Annotated in this window: 11 protein-coding genes; 6 read left to right on the forward strand and 5 right to left on the reverse strand. The window is 37.6% G+C overall.

Features of this window, described 5'->3' with window-relative positions; all coding sequences use genetic code 11:
- The first annotated feature begins 768 nt into the window (after nt 1–768).
- Nucleotides 769–2,235 carry a hypothetical protein gene (locus A9G22_RS03035; RefSeq protein ID WP_141669953.1) on the forward strand — a complete coding sequence of 489 codons (1,467 nt, stop codon included), beginning with the start codon at nt 769–771 and terminating at the stop codon, nt 2,233–2,235.
- 541 nt (nt 2,236–2,776) lie between these two features.
- Here the strand turns inward: A9G22_RS03035 and A9G22_RS03040 are convergent.
- Together A9G22_RS03040 and gltB are read right to left on the reverse strand one after the other, a co-directional pair.
- Nucleotides 2,777–4,189 carry an FAD-dependent oxidoreductase gene (locus A9G22_RS03040; protein WP_065587503.1) on the reverse strand — a complete coding sequence of 471 codons (1,413 nt, stop codon included), beginning with the start codon at nt 4,187–4,189 and terminating at the stop codon, nt 2,777–2,779.
- Nucleotides 4,190–4,205: 16 nt separating this feature from the next.
- Nucleotides 4,206–8,660, reverse strand: coding sequence for a glutamate synthase large subunit (gene gltB / locus A9G22_RS03045; protein ID WP_065587504.1), 4,455 nt, complete (start codon nt 8,658–8,660; stop codon nt 4,206–4,208).
- Between the two features lie 376 nt (nt 8,661–9,036).
- On the opposite strand from gltB, the gene A9G22_RS03050 reads away from it, so the two are divergent.
- Nucleotides 9,037–10,218 (forward strand): NAD(P)/FAD-dependent oxidoreductase, encoded by a 1,182-nt coding sequence (locus A9G22_RS03050; protein ID WP_065587505.1) that lies wholly within the window; start codon nt 9,037–9,039, stop codon nt 10,216–10,218.
- A gap of 22 nt (nt 10,219–10,240) precedes the next feature.
- Here the strand turns inward: A9G22_RS03050 and A9G22_RS03055 are convergent, their stop codons facing one another.
- Entirely contained in the window at nt 10,241–11,680 is a 1,440-nt protein-coding gene (locus A9G22_RS03055; protein ID WP_141669954.1) for a sigma 54-interacting transcriptional regulator, read from the reverse strand.
- Between the two features lie 258 nt (nt 11,681–11,938).
- Between A9G22_RS03055 and lysA the strand changes: the two genes are divergently transcribed.
- The 4 genes from lysA to A9G22_RS03075 are packed head-to-tail and all read left to right on the forward strand — an operon-like array spanning nt 11,939 to nt 17,389.
- On the forward strand, nt 11,939–13,336 hold the full coding sequence (gene lysA / locus A9G22_RS03060) for a diaminopimelate decarboxylase (RefSeq protein ID WP_065587507.1): 1,398 nt from the start codon (nt 11,939–11,941) through the stop codon (nt 13,334–13,336).
- 53 nt (nt 13,337–13,389) lie between these two features.
- Nucleotides 13,390–14,796 (forward strand): APC family permease, encoded by a 1,407-nt coding sequence (locus A9G22_RS03065; RefSeq protein WP_065587508.1) that lies wholly within the window; start codon nt 13,390–13,392, stop codon nt 14,794–14,796.
- 25 nt (nt 14,797–14,821) lie between these two features.
- A complete protein-coding gene (locus tag A9G22_RS03070) occupies nt 14,822–15,928 on the forward strand; it encodes an alanine/ornithine racemase family PLP-dependent enzyme (RefSeq protein WP_075508337.1) in 1,107 nt (368 codons plus the stop codon).
- A 54-nt stretch (nt 15,929–15,982) separates the two neighbouring features.
- Entirely contained in the window at nt 15,983–17,389 is a 1,407-nt protein-coding gene (locus tag A9G22_RS03075; RefSeq protein WP_065587510.1) for an amino acid permease, read from the forward strand.
- A 131-nt stretch (nt 17,390–17,520) separates the two neighbouring features.
- Here A9G22_RS03075 and A9G22_RS03080 read toward each other — a convergent pair whose 3' ends face one another.
- A complete protein-coding gene (locus A9G22_RS03080) occupies nt 17,521–18,123 on the reverse strand; it encodes a MarC family protein (protein WP_065587511.1) in 603 nt (200 codons plus the stop codon).
- Nucleotides 18,124–18,268: 145 nt separating this feature from the next.
- Nucleotides 18,269–18,619: a 50S ribosomal protein L19 gene (gene rplS, locus A9G22_RS03085; protein WP_034913735.1), complete on the reverse strand. Its 351-nt coding sequence runs from the start codon at nt 18,617–18,619 to the stop codon at nt 18,269–18,271.
- Between the last annotated feature and the right edge of the window lie 15 nt (nt 18,620–18,634).

Below are 18,634 nucleotides of genomic sequence, written 5' to 3' on the forward strand. Positions count from 1 at the left end.
TTTATGCTTAAACGTATAGTTACCTGAAGATTTTTTACAAAGTTTTTAGTCGTTGACTAAAGCTAAATTGCTCTAACACACTATATAATCACATGATTTTACTAAAAACGCCAAAATAAAAAACCAATAAAATCAATTACCTACCTGATCATTTTTTATAGAGAAACACACCAAATTTTACAACATTTAAAGGTAAAGGTTATTATTGCCATTTGTCCAGTATCGAAATGTGTCGACAATTGAATAAGATAGTACTCTAAACAGAAATGTATGCTTTGTCAGGAACAAATCATAGTCGATGTATTAAGACCGAATGAAGGTGAAAAGCTACTAAGGCCAAATTGTGTAGCCGTTTTTGGAGTTTTTAGGCAATTTAGCACAAAATCCCTTAAATTGAACACAATAATCATAGCTATTTTTTATCAGGAAAACTTAAAACGATCAAATCCCATGCGCCCAACTAATTTTATCCACCACCATCAAAAATTAGACTTATATCTCATAAAAAAATTTGGTAATTCATTGATTTTCTTTTTTATTTCCCTTATTTAACAAAAAACAAAACTTTTAAACAGTTAAAGATGTTCCTAAAAGCTTAATCAAAGTCACCATTAACAAAACTTTACAAAAACTTAACAAAAAAGCTAGCCAAGATTTTTTTAAACGGCTATACTTTCGACAATTAGAATAAAACTAGCTCATTTTACAAGCTGTCAGTCTGAAAAAAAGAGAAATGAAAAGAAAAGATCACTTGGTGGGTAGGGTGTTATGCGATATCATGATGAATGGAATTGTTATGTGTTGAATCTTTTAAAGTATCATTTTAGCCGAATATTTTCACTAACCTCATTTTTATTATTTAAATCATCTTTAGCATTAGCGTCAGTGTTACTATTGTCGCATTCATCGGAATTACAGGCGTTATCAGCCACTACCACCAATATCATTCAGGGATCTGCGCCATATTTAACGTTGGATGGGGGTATAACCAAAGCTTATGATATAGATGGTTTGTTAAGTATCACCTTATCTGATGGCATAACTATTACACCAAAACAACAATCCACTCCTTTCACACCAGTAGTGTTACCTAGAGCAGGGGAGACTTTTGCTGATATAAGTATGTTTGTACCAAGTTCAACGAATTCAATTAGTTTAAGCGAACTCATTGGTGATCCTTATAACTACTGGGGTGATGATGATGGGGATGGACAGGGAGTAAATGGTGTGACCGCAACAGGTAGTTTAAGGGTTACTATCACAGATAAAAGAGGAAAAGAAGTTAGTCGCAATGAGGTTGTAAGTGTATGTGATAATAAAAAACCTTATAAAGTGGAGTTACATAGCTCAGGTAGCAGTTTAAGTACACAGTATGGTACACCTAACACCAGCACTTTCGAAGACAATACTGCAACTTATTACATTAGCCCAACACCATCCGCTTCAATCTGCTACCTAAAAACTGATAATATGCCAATAGATGAAATGAAGGATTTCAAAGGTCCTATTGACATATGGGAACCGAGAAAGGGGTTTGTTCCTCAATCTACTACATCCGCATCTTACATCCGTAACTTTCCAACCACAGGTGCAGATGGTTTATATTTTTATTTAGACATAGTAGGGAGCGGTCCGTTAATTTGGCCACCGGTCACACAGGGTGGTATAACCGCCTCCATGATTCCTAATAAAAGAGGTACTAGAGTTCGGGTTACACTAACAGGTCCTGAAGCAAGAGACCAATGGAACGATGATAAACCTCATCAAATTCCACAACCCACCTTACCACTGACATTTGAGTTAGAAGGTAAAGATAGTAATGGTCAAACGGTGTTAAAATATGGATTTGTATTGCAGAAGTGGTTCGTCAGCCGAGGAAATAAAAGCGAATCTGTCGCCAACACAGCAATTTGGTGTACAAGTCTTGGATATCGTTTTCCACAAGTAAAAGATCTTACAAACGCAAGTTGTTCTAATGGAAATGTTGCACTCTGCAAAGGTTCAGTTGGCGCCACACCGCCATCAAATAATAACAATTACCAACGCCAGATTGGTGCAAGCCTTCTTAGCGAGTGGGGTAGATTGTTAAGCTACCCAGATTATCGATTCACTTTATACTTCTGGACAAATGATGCTAAGGATAGCATTAACAATTTCATGGTCTCATCGGATGATGGTATGATTAGTCACAACAGTACAGACTGGTATTACAATGGGATATGCGTTTATCCTTAGCTTTTAGCGTGCCTCTCCTAATCCTTGAACGGTAGGATGGATTAGGAGTAATTAAGGTCAAATAAACCAAAGAAAAGTTGCCCCCCCAGTTTTAGTGGGGCAAATGGAATGACAAAGTTGAAGAGTAGCACGTTTTTGATGTTAATCACATTAACAAAAGCTTTTCCCCCTTCAGATAAAAAATAAAAATCCTCTATATTAAAAATTAATTTTTATATTTAAACACATAGCCATCTGAATTGAGAGATTTTTTAGGTTTTAACTAAAAGCTAAATCGTAGCTACTTTATTATTCCTATTATGGATGATACGAGTAGCATGAGTTTATAAATTCTTTAACTTCGATGTCATCAGAATGGTTGTTTTTTAATATATATCAAAATGATATAAACTAAACTTTAGAATAAAACAATTACCTATCTGAAAATTTTAAACAAAATAATGATTATTATTGAAGATTTGGATAAAAATACAATAAATAGAACCATAAAGAACCATTTAAAACAAGTGGTTCTTTATGGTTAACTTAAAATTATATAAGATTAAACTTCTAAATAATCCAAGATGCCTTCTGCCGCTTTGCGCCCTTCACTAATCGCTGTTACCACTAAATCTGACCCCCGAACGGCATCGCCACCAGCAAAGATTTTAGCATTACTAGTTTGGTAACCGTTAGCTTCTGGTGCAATGATTCGACCTTGTGCATCAAAATTAACACCTTGTTCTTCCAGCCACGGCATAGCATGTGGCTTAAACCCAAATGCCATCAAGACTGCATCGGCCGGTAGGACAAATTCTGAACCTTCAATTATGACTGGTGAACGTCGGCCTTTTGTATCGGGCTCTCCAAGCTTGGTTCGGACCATTTTTACGCCCGTGACTTGCCCAGCGCTGTTAATTTCAATGCTTAGTGGTTGTACATTAAATTGAAACTGTGCACCTTCTTCTTTGGCGTTTTTTACTTCTCGCTTTGAGCCAGGCATATTGGCTTCGTCCCGGCGATAAGCACAAGTGACTTCGGTAGCACCTTGACGAATCGAAGTTCGGACACAGTCCATTGCGGTATCACCACCACCTAGCACAACCACACGTTTATTTTTCATGTCAATGTAAGGCGTATCTTGAGTTTGTTGATGTTGCATGAGGTGTTTGGTATTGGCGATTAAAAATGGCAGTGCATCGTAAACACCGTTAGCATCTTCGTTCTCAAGGCCTGCTCGCATTGATTGATAAGTACCTGCACCAACAAATATGGCATCAAATTCATTGATTAAGTCGGTTAATTGCACGGTTTTGCCCACTTCAGTATTTAGCCTAAATTCAATGCCCATTTCGGTAAATATGCGACGTCGGTTAATGAGTACTTCTTTGTCTAATTTGAAAGCGGGGATACCAAATGTCAGTAATCCGCCAATTTCAGGGTGGCGGTCAAATACTACAGGTGTTACACCATTGCGGACTAAGACATCAGCACAGGCAAGGCCTGCTGGGCCTGCGCCAATAATGGCGACTTTTAACCCTGTTTGTTCGACATTCGATAGGTTGGGTTTCCATCCCATTTTAAAGGCTTCATCAGTAATATAACGTTCAATATTTCCAATGGTAACCGCTCCAAATTCGGCATTTAAGGTGCAAGAGCCTTCACAAAGGCGATCTTGTGGACAGACTCGACCACAAACTTCGGGCAGGCTATTGGTTTGGTGCGAGAGTTCTACCGCTTCTAGAATTTTACCTTCGTTAACTAGTTTTAACCAATTGGGAATATAGTTATGTACCGGGCAGCGCCATTCACAATAAGGGTTACCACAAGCCAGACAACGATCGGCTTGTGCTTGTGATTGCGAGGCAGAAAAGCCCTCATAAATTTCAACAAATTCAATTTTGCGGATGTTTAACGATTTTTTAGGCGGATCAACACGTTGTAAATCGATAAACTGATAAACATTTTGACTCATTTTCGTGTTCTCCTTACTATGCTTGAACGCGCAGTTCTGCCGATGAGCGACTGCGGTGTCCAAGTAATGCTTTGACATCACTGGATTTTGGTTTGACTAGGACAAACTGTTTAGCAAAATCGTTCCAATTAGCCAAAATATTTTCGGCTCGTGATGAGTGGGTTAGTTGAGCATGTTCCATAATTAAACCGCGAAGGTGTTCTTCGTGAATGGCGTAATTTGCGACGTTTAGCATTTCGACCAGCTCTTTATTGATGCGTTTGTGTAGTTCGCCATCTTCATCTAAGATATAAGCAAACCCACCTGTCATGCCAGCACCGAAGTTAACCCCCGTTTTTCCAAGTATACAAACAATACCGCCTGTCATATATTCACATCCATTATCACCAATGCCTTCAACAACGCTGATGGCGCCGGAATTACGTACGGCAAAACGTTCACCTGCTCGGCCTGCGGCAAATAATTTGCCACCTGTTGCGCCATATAAGCAGGTGTTGCCCGCGATGGTCGCTTCATGACTTAAAAATGCCGAGCCTTGCGGTGGGCGAATGACAATGCGACCACCAGCCATGCCTTTACCAACATAGTCGTTGGCATCGCCAGTTAGGGTTAGATCTACGCCACCGGCATTCCATACACCAAAACTTTGCCCCGCCGTGCCGTTGAAGTTTAGCGAGATCGGATCGGTGACTAAGCCTTGATTGCCATATTTTTGGGCAATATAGCCTGATAGGCTTGTGCCAACCGAGCGATCGGTGTTTTGAATGTCAAAATAGAAGCTTTTGCTTTGACGGTTATCAACAAATTGTTGTGCTTGCGTAATAATCTCTTTATTCAGTACCCCTTTATCAAATGGTTTGTTATCTTCTATGCAGTAAACCGGTTTGCCTTCGAGTGGGGTGGCGGTTTTTAGCAGTCCAGATAGATCCAGTTTTTGTTGTTTCGCTGTGATGCCATCAAGTTCTAATAATAAATCAGTCCGTCCGATTAAATCGACAATTCGACCTACGCCTAGTTCTGCCATCACTTCTCGTGTATTACGTGCAATAAAGCGGAAATAGTTCATGGCTTTTTCAGGCAGGCCATGATAGTGCTCGCCACGTAATTTTTCATCTTGTGTTGCAACACCTGTTGCACAGTTATTAAGGTGACAAATACGAAGATATTTACAACCCAAGGCGACCATTGGCCCGGTTCCAAATCCAAAGCTTTCCGCCCCTAAAATGGCTGCTTTGACAATATCGGTACCGGTTTTTAATCCACCGTCAACTTGTAGACGGATTTTGTGACGTAACCCATTGGCGACTAACGATTGTTGTGTTTCAACCAGACCAAGCTCCCAAGGTGAACCGGCATATTTGACCGATGTTAATGGGCTAGCACCGGTTCCCCCGTCATAGCCAGAAATAGTGATGAGGTCAGCATAAGCTTTAGCAACACCAGTTGCAATGGTTCCAACTCCCGGCTCAGATACTAATTTTACTGAAATCATGGCATTAGGGTTAATCTGTTTAAGATCAAAAATAAGTTGTGCCAAGTCCTCAATTGAATAGATATCGTGATGAGGTGGTGGTGAAATCAATGTAATACCCGGCACCGAAAAACGTAATTTTGCTATATACGGTGTGACTTTATCACCGGGTAGCTGACCGCCTTCACCCGGTTTTGCACCTTGAGCAACTTTAATTTGGATAACATCAGCACTCATTAAGTAACTTGGCGTTACGCCAAAACGGCCTGATGCAACTTGTTTTATGCGTGAAACTTTTATGGTGTTGTAGCGAGCTGGATCTTCACCGCCTTCACCAGAGTTTGAAAAACCACCGAGAGTATTCATGGCTTCGGCAAGCGATTCGTGTGCTTCAGGGCTCAGCGCGCCAATTGACATGGCGGCTGAGTCAAAGCGTTTGAATAGCGATTCTTCCGGTTCGACTTGTTCCAGTGGAATAGCTGCATCTTTAGGGGGATTGAGCTTTAATAAATCACGTAATGTGGCAATAGGGCGATTATTGACGATATCAGCATAACGTTTGTAATCGTCATAATTGCCATTATTGACTGCTTGTTGTAGTGACTGTACCACATCAGGGTTATAAGCATGATATTCGCCACCATGAACAAATTTAAGTAATCCGCCTTGTTCTAATGGTTTTCTTTTTAACCATGCACTTTTCGATAGGTTAAATTGGTCTTGTGCAAAATCATCAAAATTCGCACCACTGATACGGCTAGTGACACCTTGAAAACAAAGTTCAACCACATCTTTATGTAATCCAACTGCTTCGAACAGTTTTGAGCAGCGGTAAGAGGCAACGGTTGATATCCCCATTTTAGACATGATTTTATATAGGCCTTTGTTAATTCCATTGCGGTAATTAAGAATTGCTTCACGATAAGATTTATTTATCGTGCCATTATCGACCATTTGACCTAAGGTTTCATAGGCCAAATAAGGGTAAATTGCTGTTGCTCCAAAACCAAGGAGTACTGCAAATTGATGTGGATCACGACAACTTGCCGTTTCAACAATGATATTGGCATCACAACGTAAATTCTTTTCAACTAAGCGTTGCTGAACAGCCCCAACAGCCATTGGTGCCGGAATTGGCAAGCGATCGGCCGCGATATTTTTATCTGATAAAATCAGTAAGACTGTACCACTGCGAACTTTTGCTTCGGCATCACCACATAATTGTTCAATGGCATCGTGCAAGCTACCGTCGATTTCATAAGTGATATCTAAAGCTTCTGATTTGTAATAACGTGATTCTAACGCGGTTAATTGCTTAAAATCTGAATAAACCAAAACTGGGGATTTGAACGCAACACGATGAGCTTGACCTTCTGCTTCGGCAAATACATTCATTTCTCGGCCGATGCTGGTTGAAAGCGACATAACGTGTGCTTCACGTAGTGGATCGATAGGTGGATTTGTGACCTGCGCAAATTTTTGGCGGAAATAATCATAAATTAAACGAGGTCTACTTGATAATACAGCAAAGGGGGTATCATCACCCATTGAACCGGTGGCTTCTTGACCGTTTTCACCAAGTACACGAATGCACTGGTCAAGTTCTTCAGCGCTATAACCAAACTGTTTCTGATAAGTGGCAAGTAACGTATCATCGTAATTGCGTGAACCAATGTTATCATCAGGTAGGTTTTCAAATGGGATTAGCTGTTTAACATTTTTTGCCATCCATTCTTTATAAGGATGACGTTTTTGTAAATCGTTGTCTGTTTCAGCCGATTGTAAAATGCGACCTTTTTCGGTATCGATAACTAACAATTCACCTGGACCAACACGACCTTTTGTGACGACTTCATCAGGTTGGTAGTCCCAAATACCAATTTCAGAAGCGCAGGTAATAAGTTTGTCTGTCGTTATCACATAACGTGCAGGCCGTAATCCATTACGGTCTAAATTACATGCCGCATAACGTCCATCTGACATCACAATACCAGCAGGCCCATCCCAAGGCTCCATATGCATTGAGTTGAAATCGAAAAAGGCACGCAGGTCTTCGTTCATGTCAGGATTATTTTGCCAAGCAGGGGGGACAAGCAGGCGCATCGCTCGTACAATATCCATTCCACCAACAAGGAATAGCTCTAGCATGTTATCTAATGAACTCGAATCGGATCCAGTGACATTAACAAACGGTGCGGCATCTTGTAAGTCTGGAATGAGTGGCGTTTTAAATTTGTATGAGCGCGCTTTTGCCCATTGGCGGTTACCTTCGATGGTATTGATTTCACCATTATGGGCCAGATGCCGAAAAGGTTGCGCTAATGGCCAACGTGGCACGGTATTAGTTGAGAACCGTTGATGAAATAAACAAATAGCCGTTTCCATGCGAATATCGGCTAAATCTAAATAGAATCGAGGTAAATCTTTAGGCATACATAAGCCTTTATAGATGTTGACCTGATTGGAGAAGCTACAAACATAAAATGTATCGTCTTTCACCCGTTTTTCAATTCGACGACGTACCATATACAAGCGACGTTCTAAATCGATTTTAGTCCAACCAGCAGGTGCATTAACAAAGACTTGTTCGATTTTGGGTAATGAAGATAAAGCAATTTCACCAAGTACGCTTTTATCAATGGGTACTTCACGCCAACCTAAAATAGATAAGGTTTCATTGGCTAACTCTTCTTCGACAATATCGCGGCTAGCTTGTGCTTCGGTTTCATCTTGGCTTAAAAATAACATACCAACGGCATAATTAGTTGCTAAACGCCAGCCAGCATCTTGAGCTACTAATTTAAAAAATCGATCGGGTTTTTGCAATAAAAGACCACAACCGTCACCAGTTTTGCCATCAGATAAAATAGCGCCACGGTGTTGCATTCTGGCTAAGCCGTGAATTGCAGTACGCACCACTTTATGACTTGGTTGTCCTTCAATGTGAGCAATTAATCCAAATCCGCAGTTATCTTTTTCATGATGCTGGTTATATAACATATCATTGCCTCTAATTCATCGCTTTTATAAGTTAAGAAGGGATAGGCTTTAATCCTATATTAAAAGTGAAGTTAATTAAAAATCAGTTTTTGGTCAAATAAATATTACTTATAAGTCAATCTTCTAATAACTTATATGGTAGTTATTAATGAAGCTAATAATGGTATATTCAATAATAATATTTAAGTTTTTATAAGTTCAACCTACATTTTTACAATTAGATGTAATATTTTTTATATAGGTTATTTTTCTATTTTTGATAAAAAATTTATTAAATTATGTATTTAGGCATAAAATATGTAGCTTGATCCAATCACTATGAGTGACAATTGTATACTGTTATAATTTGTTATCTTTTATTTTTAATCTATCAATAATGAAAACTAAAATTACAATTGTAGGTGCTGGCGCCGCCGGACTTTTTTGTGCAGGTTTACTCGGACAAAAAGGGTACGATGTTACCGTGATTGATAATGGTAAAAAACGAGGACGTAAAATCTTAATGTCTGGTGGGGGGAAATGTAATTTTACTAACTTAACGGTTGAATCGTGTAATTATATTTCTGGCAATCCGCATTTTTGTAAATCGGCTTTAAAACGATTTAGCCAGTGGGATTTTATTCAATTAGTGAATCACTATCGTATTGCCTATCACGAAAAAGATCATGGAAAGTTATTTTGCGATAATTCAGCGCAAGATATTGTTGATATGTTATTAAACGAGTGTCAAAAAGGCCATGTTAATTTTATGATGCAAACCCAAGTTGAAGATATTAATACTAATGGGCTAGGATTTAAATTACACACTTCACGGGGCATTATTAATAGTGAAAATCTTATTATTGCAACCGGTGGTTTATCTATGCCAGCTCTCGGTATGACTTCAATTGGTTATAAAATTGCCGAAAAATTTGCTATTCCCGTTGTGCCTGTAAAAGCTGGACTTGTTCCGTTTACGTTGCATAAACCTTTACTTGATGTGTTATCAACCTTGTCTGGTATTGCAGTACCAGTTGAAGTATCTAATGAAAGAATCAGCTTCAAAGAAAATTTATTATTTACTCACCGAGGGCTTTCAGGACCTGCTATTTTGCAGATATCGAGTTATTGGCAAGCAGGTTCGCCAATTACAATCAATTTATTACCGGACTTAACCTTTGAATCATCGTTTAAACTATTATTAGAAAAAAATCGTAATCAAACTATAAAAAATTGCTTAGCACAGATTTTACCGAAAAGGCTAATTGAAGTATTAATACAACTGAAGTTGATAAATGACATAACGGTTAAGCAGCTAAATCCTAAACAACAGCAAGACTTGTATAATACTTTAACACACTGGTGCATTACTCCAAATGGGACAGAAGGTTATCGTACTGCCGAGGTAACTCTCGGTGGTGTAAGTACTGATGCGCTATCATCCAAAACTATGGCTGTTAAAACGCACTCCAACCTCTATTTTATTGGTGAGGTTGTTGATGTGTCAGGATGGTTAGGTGGTTATAATTTTCAATGGGCATGGAGCAGTGCATTTGCATGCGCTCAAGCGTTTAATTGATAATTCTTTAATGATGAAGAAGTTAATCATCAATTACCCCCATATGAATATGATGCTTTTTGACCTTATATTGTAACGTAGTGCGTGAAATATTTAATCGTTTTGCCGCTGTGATAATTTTGCCATTAGCTTGATTTAATGCATCAATAATAAGTTGCCGTTCATAGCTCTCAACTTGTTCAGTTAAGTTGTTTTCATGAGTAGATGTATTGATAGGTGTTTTATCAGGCTTATGAGCCTCATTGTCTTGAGAAAATGAACTGTTAAGCTCAAAAAGCTCTTCGTCAAGGGTAATATGTTGTAATTCACCTGATTTATTTTGTAATACCATGCTTCTGACAATTGCATTTTCAAGCATACGCACATTACCTGGCCAAGGGGATGACATTAATTGTTGTAGTGCATGTTCACTGATACCACTAATTGCGACATTGACATCGTTTTTATGTTTATCAATAAAATAACGTGCTAAAACGGGAATATCTTCTGTTCTGTCACGTAAAGCGGGCAGTTTAATTAAACCAACATTTAATCGAAAAAACAAATCACTTCTCATTTTACCTGTTTTTAAGAGTTCTGTTGGTGGTTCATTCATGGCAGCAACAATACGGACATTAGAATGCATTTCTTTATTACCGCCTAATTGCCAATAGGTTTTTTCTTGTAGAAATCGTAATAATTTACTCTGCATTTCAAGTGGCATCGCATTTAATTCATCAAGAAATAAAGTGCCGCCGTTAGCGAGTTCTAAATAACCCTGACGGTTCTCAGCATCCGTAAATGCGCCTTTGACCGTACCGAATAGAGTACTTTCAATCAATGTAGTCGGTAACGCACCACAGTTGAGAGAGATGAACGCTTTGTCACGGCGTTGACTTGTTTGGTGGATTAAACGTGCAAATAGCTCTTTACCTGTCCCTGTTTCGCCTACAATTAACACTGGAACATCATTGCGCCCTAACATATTGGTTTGATCAATAACTTTCTGCATTTTTTCCGAAACAAAAACAATATCGGGTAATGGTTGCTCTTTATTATGATATAACTTACTGTTTAGTTTCAAAACTTGATCTTGTAGGTGTCGAACAGTAGATAGATTTCGACCTATTTCAATTGCACCAATGATCTCTTTTTTCTCATTATAAAGCGGAACGGTGGTATGCAAGTAATCAACCACCTTGCCAACATGATTATAATAAGATTGGTAGTTATCTTGATATTCTTTACCGAGTTGCAAGGCCTGCAACATCGTACTGTCTTCCTTTTTTAAATTAGGATAAACCTCAAGCATTGGTTTGCCAATTGCTTGTTCCTTTGGGTAGCCATCAAGTTCTTCGCTTTCCTGATTATAATAAATATAATTGCCTTTTTTATCGATGATAGCTATTGGTTGATGGATTAAATCAAAAAAATGTTTAAATATTTCCAATGCTTGTAATAATTCAGGATCAATGGTCATGATATTAGTACCTTTTAAGATTTGGATTATTTGCTAAATTTAGTCAAATTTAATTTAAACCCTTTCAACAATCATATAAAAATGACAAATTTTTGTCATAAAAACGTATTTTATACTAAATGACTAAATTTTCACTTGTGCTGTTTTTATTAAAGTATTGATTATTTGTGTTTATTAAGTTGGCATGCTGATTGCACTGTATATGTGAGAAACCATTTTTTATTTTTTGTACTTTTTATGTACTAATCAACTGGAGGTCATATGTCCGACACAATTATGTCAAATTATAACAAATTACGCACAGATCTTGTAACTAAAGATCGCCGTTTCAGTGCTGAAAACGGTAAATTATGTCTAGATGGCGTTAATTTAGAAGAGTTAGCAAAAAAATATCCGACTCCTTTTTATGTGTTTTCTGAAAAAGAAATTGATCGTAATGTACAAGAAATTAAAGATGCATTTAAGGCTCATCCGAATACAAAAATTTTCTATGCTTCAAAAACTTGTTCTGTAATGGGCGTGCTTAAAGCCATTAAAGATGCTGGTATTTATGCGGAAGCAAACTCTATGTTTGAAGTACGTAAATGTTTAGAAATCGGCTTTAGTGGTAGCCAAATAGTGTTCAATGGAGTGGTTAAAAAACCGGTGGATTTAGAGTTTGCTATCCAAAATGATCTGTATATTATTAACGTAGATAGCTTATACGAACTTGATATAATTGATGAAATTTCGAGGCGCTTGAAAAAAGTGGCAAATGTGTGTGTGCGCGTTGAGCCAAATGTACCATCAGCGACTCATGCAGAATTAGTAACCGCTTATCATGCTAAATCAGGTATTGATTTAGAACAAGCAGAAGAGACTTGCCGTCGAATTCTGGATATGCCTTATGTACATTTACGTGGTTTACATATGCATGTTGGGGATCAAGTGCCCGAAGCAGAACCTTTTGCAAAGGCAACTAAAGTATTAGTTGATGAATCACGTCGTTTAGAAGAAGTACTTGGCATTAAATTTGATTTAATCAATGTTGGTGGTGGGATTCCTGTTCCATATAAATATGACGAAGAAAATGGTAATCCATTGCAAGATAATATGTATGCAGGCATAACCGCACAAGACTTTGCTGATGCAGTGATTAGCGAAGTACACAAATGGCGCACCGATGTTGAAATTTGTATTGAACCTGGTCGTAAAGTAACTGGTTCAGCGGGAGTGCTTGTAACCGAAGTTGCCTGTGAAAAGCGTAAAACCAATTACGATTTAGACGGCAACATTGAAGAGCATGTTGAATGGAAATTTGTTGATGCAGGTTATAGCGTTTTATCTGATAGTCAGCATTTTGATTGGTTCTTCTATGTTTATAATGCTTCAAGAATCAATGAAGCACATGACGAATATATTAAGCTAGCAGGGCCTTTATGTGATGGGGGCGACTATTATCATGTTGGTGTGAAAGGTGAAGAGTTCTTAATGCCAAAAGACACGCAAGTTGGTGATATTGTTGCTTTCTTAGATGCAGGTGCTTACACCATTGAAAGCCAAACAGTCTATAACAATCGTCCTCGCACATCGGTTGTCATGATCGATAAAAACGGCAAAGATAGATTAATTCGTCGTGAAGATACTTACGAAGATATGGTTGGATACGACATATACTAATCATCAATTATCTGGGGCATTTTATGCTCCAGATATTATAATACGAGGTTATTATGAGTGATTCTAAAGATTCAAGTTTACTTGGTATCAAAGACATTGTGTTTATGAATGTCATTGCGATACTAAGTTTACGTCAGATTCCCAATGTTGCTCCATATGGGGCGTCAGCAATGGTACTTTGGCTACTTGCTGCATTTTGTCTATTTTTCCCATTAGCGATGGTTTGTGGTGAGCTTTCAACTGGCTGGCCAAAAGATGGTGGGATTTTTGTATGGGTGAAAGAGGCTTTTGGTAAACGCATTGGTTGGATTGTTGTAGTATGTTTCTTGTTTTCATGTGTGCTATTTTTCCCGTTAATGTTGCAATTTGGTTTTACGGCAATTGGGTACATGTTTAGTGCCGAGTTAGCTCAGAATCAAGTATTTATTGGTGTAGGATCTATGGTGGTATTCTGGATTTTGACACTGATGAATATCAAAGGAATGCAATGGACTAAGATTATTAATAGTGTTAGTGCATGGCTTGGTGTATTTATTCCTGCTGCTATTATTATTGTCTTAGCTATCGTGTGGTTGTTGACGGGGCATCCTATGGCGACAAGCTATAGTCATGTCAGTGATTGGTTACCCGATTTAAGTAACTGGGATACTATTGTATTTTTATCAAGCATGATGTTTGCTTTTGCTGGGCTTGAAGTGGCACCGATGATCGCTGGACGTACACGTGATCCACAACGTGATTTTCCTAAAGCTATGGCAGTGTCGGCAATTGTGATTGTGGGTATCTATATGATTGGTACTTGGGCAATTAATACTTTATTACCAGCAGCCGATACTGATATTGTAGCGGGTGTTATGCAGGCGATGGAAGCCGCAGCTAAAGAATTACATATGCCTTGGTTATTACCTGTTATGGCTATTTGTCTATTTTTTGGTGCGTTAGGTCAAATTAACTCATGGTTAGTTGGTCCAATTTATATGTTACAAGAAGCATCAAAAGAAGATAATTTACTTGGCGAACGTATTGGGCGCTTACACCCAGTGTATAAAACGCCGGCCTTTGCATTAATTATTCAAGCCATTATTGTAACTGTACTTTGTTTTTCAACCTTTGTGTCACCAAGTATTGCTGCAGCATATTGGATGTTAACCGCATTAACGACAATCTGTTATTTTATTCCGTACTTGGTAATGTTTATTGCTTATTATCGTTTACGTATTACTCAACCGGATGTACCGCGTAGCTTTAAAATTCCAGGTAAAGTGATGCCAATTGTATTACCAGCACTTGGGTTCTTATCTACTCTATTTGCTGTGATATTAGTGTTTATTCCACCTGCACAAATTGATATGGGGGGATATGTTGAGTATATTGCTAAAATTGTTGGTGGGGCAGTACTTGCCATTGGTTTAGCTGAATGGATCTATTATCGAGCACAAAAACGTAATCGTTTGCAGTAGTAATAATATATAGAGGGGTAAAATTATGTACAAACCTATATTAGAAATTGATTTACGTAAATTAAGAAACAATGCTCGTGTTGAAAAAGATTTATTAGCTAAACACGGTATTGAAGTTATGGCAGTTAACAAAGTCTTTGATGGTTGCGTTGAAACGGCTAAAGCAGTACTTGAAGGTGGGATTGATGTGATTGCTGAGTCAAGAACTTATAATCTCAAGAAATTAAAAGATGCTTTAGGTTGTAAAACCTGCTTATTACGCAGTCCTTGTTTAAGCGAGATCAGCGATGTTGTTAAATATGCTGATATTAGTTTAAACAGCGAAAAAGCAGTAATTCAAGCACTTTCTGATGAAGCGGTTAAACAACAAAAAGTTCATCAAGTTTTATTAATGGTTGATATGGGGGATTTACGAGAAGGGATTTGGTTTGAACATATTGAGGAAATTATTGATATGGTAAAACTCATTCTTTCTTTACCAGGTGTTGAGCTCTATGGACTTGGCACTAACTTTAACTGCTATGGTACGGTGCTGCCAACGGTTAAAAATGGAGTAGACTTTTTAAATATAGCGCGTAAAGTAGAGCAGTCTTGTAATATTAAGATAAAATATTTATCGGCCGGTAATTGTACTAGTTACCACTTATTGGACAAAGGTATTTGGCCAGAGGGATTGAATCATTTGAGAATTGGTGGTTTACACGAGTTTGGTATTGAATATGTGGATATGAAATATCTTGACGAATTTCATCATTCAAATAAACCTGTTGATAAGGCATGTAGTAATATGTATAAATTATATGCGCAAATCATTGAACTCAATAGCAAACCGACAGTGCCTGTTGGTGAGTTAGGTGTAGATGCATTTTTAAATAGTAAAACCTTTGTTGATCATGGTATACGTAAACGAGCCTTGCTGGCTTTTGGGCGTCAAGATGTGCCAGCCGAAAATTGTATACCTATCAATGATGATATTACTATATTGGGACAAACTAGTGATCATACGTTGGTCGACATTGAAGATGTTGCTCAAACCCTTTGTGTTGGCGATATGATTGGATTTGAGCTCGATTACACTGCCTTGCTAATGGCTTGTCAAACTAATGGTGTAGAAAAACGGTTTATTTATTAATTTGTGTTAGCTGCTGGGCAACCAGCAGTTTTTATTAATTACTAGGCGGTTTATATGACAACATCTGAATCACAAGAAAGCCCTTATCCCAGCAGTAACTTAAAGAAAAACTTAAAAAATCGTCATTTGTTGATGATTTCATTAGGTGGTTCAATTGGGACCGGATTATTTATTGGTATTGCAGCTCCACTGAGCATCGTTGGACCATTAGGAACCATTATTGCTTATTTAATGGCGGGAAGCATAATGCTTTCAACTATGCTATGTTTAGGAGAACTTTCTTGTGCATTTCCTCATGCTGGTTCATTTCAACACTATGCGTTGATGTTTATTCCAAATCCAATTTGGAGTTATACCATAGGTTGGCTATATTGGCTAAGTTGGGTATTGTCTATGGCTGCAGATTTAACTGCCGCCGCAATGATTGCTCACCAAGCCTTTCCTTCAATTCCTATTTATCTTTTTAGTTTGTTAATTTTAATTGTTATCACTTCAGTACATTTAACTTCTGTTCGTGCATTTGGCGAAAGTGAGTACTGGTTTTCAACCATAAAAGTACTCGCGATTATTGCTTTTATTGGGGTAGGAATTTATTTACTTTATCATCAGTATACCGAAACTCATGTTTTACCAACATTCAAAACAGAAAATGGCTGGTTTCCTAATGGCTTTTTAGCCATATTTGTGTGTATGACTATCGTGACTTACTCATTTCAAGGAGTTGAATTAATTGGTAATGCAGCTGGCGAAGCGCAATCTCCACAGTCAGTGTTACCCAAAATTATTACTGGTGTGGCTTTCCGTATTATTCTATTTTATATCCTAGCTATTGCTGTATTAGCTCTCGTTTACCCGTATGGAACAATGCATTCTGAAATTAGTCCATTTGTGTGGGTATTTAATAAAGCGGGAATTACATTTGCTTCGTATGCGATGCTTTTTGTGATCTTTTGTGCAGCAATATCAGCAACTAATTCAGCCATTTATGCCAGTTCAAGAATGCTATGGTCTATGGCGCAAGATAATTTAGCTCCAAAATACTTTTCCGAAGTCAATCAACGAGGCGTGCCTACAAAAGGTATTTTATTTATTGCAGTTATTGCGTTAGTTTCATTATTTTCGAAATATATTGCCGCTGAAAAATTGTATATTTATTTAGTAGCAGGAACCGGACAAGTAGGCTGTTTTGCATGGATTATTATTGCTTTGTGTCAGTATCGATTCCGCAAGGGTGTAAATAGGGGTAAATATCCCAAAGAAATGATAAAGTTTAAATCCCCACTCTTTCCTTGGCTTGCATCTGTTTCTATTATTGTTAATATTTTGATTATTATTGGGGTTTGGTTTGGTGAGTCGGGTCATTTTATTTTCATCTCAGAAGTAGTTTTAGTGATAATTATTCTAGTTTCTTATTTTTTCTATAAAAAACGCAATCCTGCAATAACAATTACTTTGGATTAATTTTATTGTCTCAACTATTTGTAACCACCTAATGAATCAGTTTAGGTGATTACATTTGGTTTTATTTTTATCTCAAATCGTTAATATAATTACTTGCTACAATTCTGATGAAATGCTTTCCATTATATTTGTTATTTTAAAAAAGCCGATACCCCCGTAAAAACTACTTGTGCGGCAATGGCTGATATCAGTAACCCAGTTAGTTTTGATAAAATAGCAATACCGGTGTTTTTTAAAACTTTCGCAATACTTTTTGCACATAACAACATAATATAAATACCCATTGATGCAACGAATAATGAAATCGCACCAATCATATTCGGTATAATGCCAATTGAGCTTGTTCCCATAACAATTATAGTACCGATGGAAGCAGGCCCCATACACAGTGGAATTGCTAGTGGGACAACACTAATATCATCATCGCTACTAATTTTGTTTTTTTCTGGCGAATCATTCATTAGCGACACCGCAGTGATAAATAATAATGCTCCCGAACCAATTCGAAATGCATCAAGGGTAAAACCAAAAACGCTAAACATGGTATTGCCAAAAAAGAATAGAACAATACCGATGATAAATACCGCACATGATGTTTTTAGGGCTATTTTGCGCCTAAGTTGTTCATCATATTGTCTTGTGCCACTTAAAAATGCACTCAAAACCGCAGGCGGTGTCATTAATGCAAACAATTTTACTGTTGTAGACAAAATTGCAAAAATATAGTCAACCATTGCACCACCTTTTACATTATTAAAAAAATTGCTTTAATTTTGCTAACCATTATTGTTGGATTGAAATTATATTTTTTATATATAAAAACGGTCACCACAAAGGTGACCATCTTAATCTGATATTTTTATTGATAATCAATAAAAATTAGTTAAGGCGCTCTTTGATACGAGCCGCTTTACCACGAAGTTCGCGTAAGTAGTAAAGTTTAGCTTGACGTACTTGACCACGACGTTTCACAGTAATTGAATCAACAATTGGTGAGTGAGTCTGGAATACTCGTTCTACACCTTCGCCATTCGAAATTTTACGTACTGTAAATGCAGAGTGTAAACCACGATTACGAATTCCAATGACAACACCTTCATAAGCTTGAAGACGTTTTTTATTACCTTCAACAACCCATACTTTTACTTCAACCGTGTCACCAGGGCGAAAAGACGGGATGTCTTTCTTCATTTGTTCTTGTTCTAATTGCTGAATAATTGCATTTTTCATAATATTATCTCTTAC

It is taken from the genome of Gilliamella sp. App2-1, from assembly GCF_001690255.1.
Taxonomy (GTDB): domain Bacteria; phylum Pseudomonadota; class Gammaproteobacteria; order Enterobacterales; family Orbaceae; genus Gilliamella; species Gilliamella apicola_G.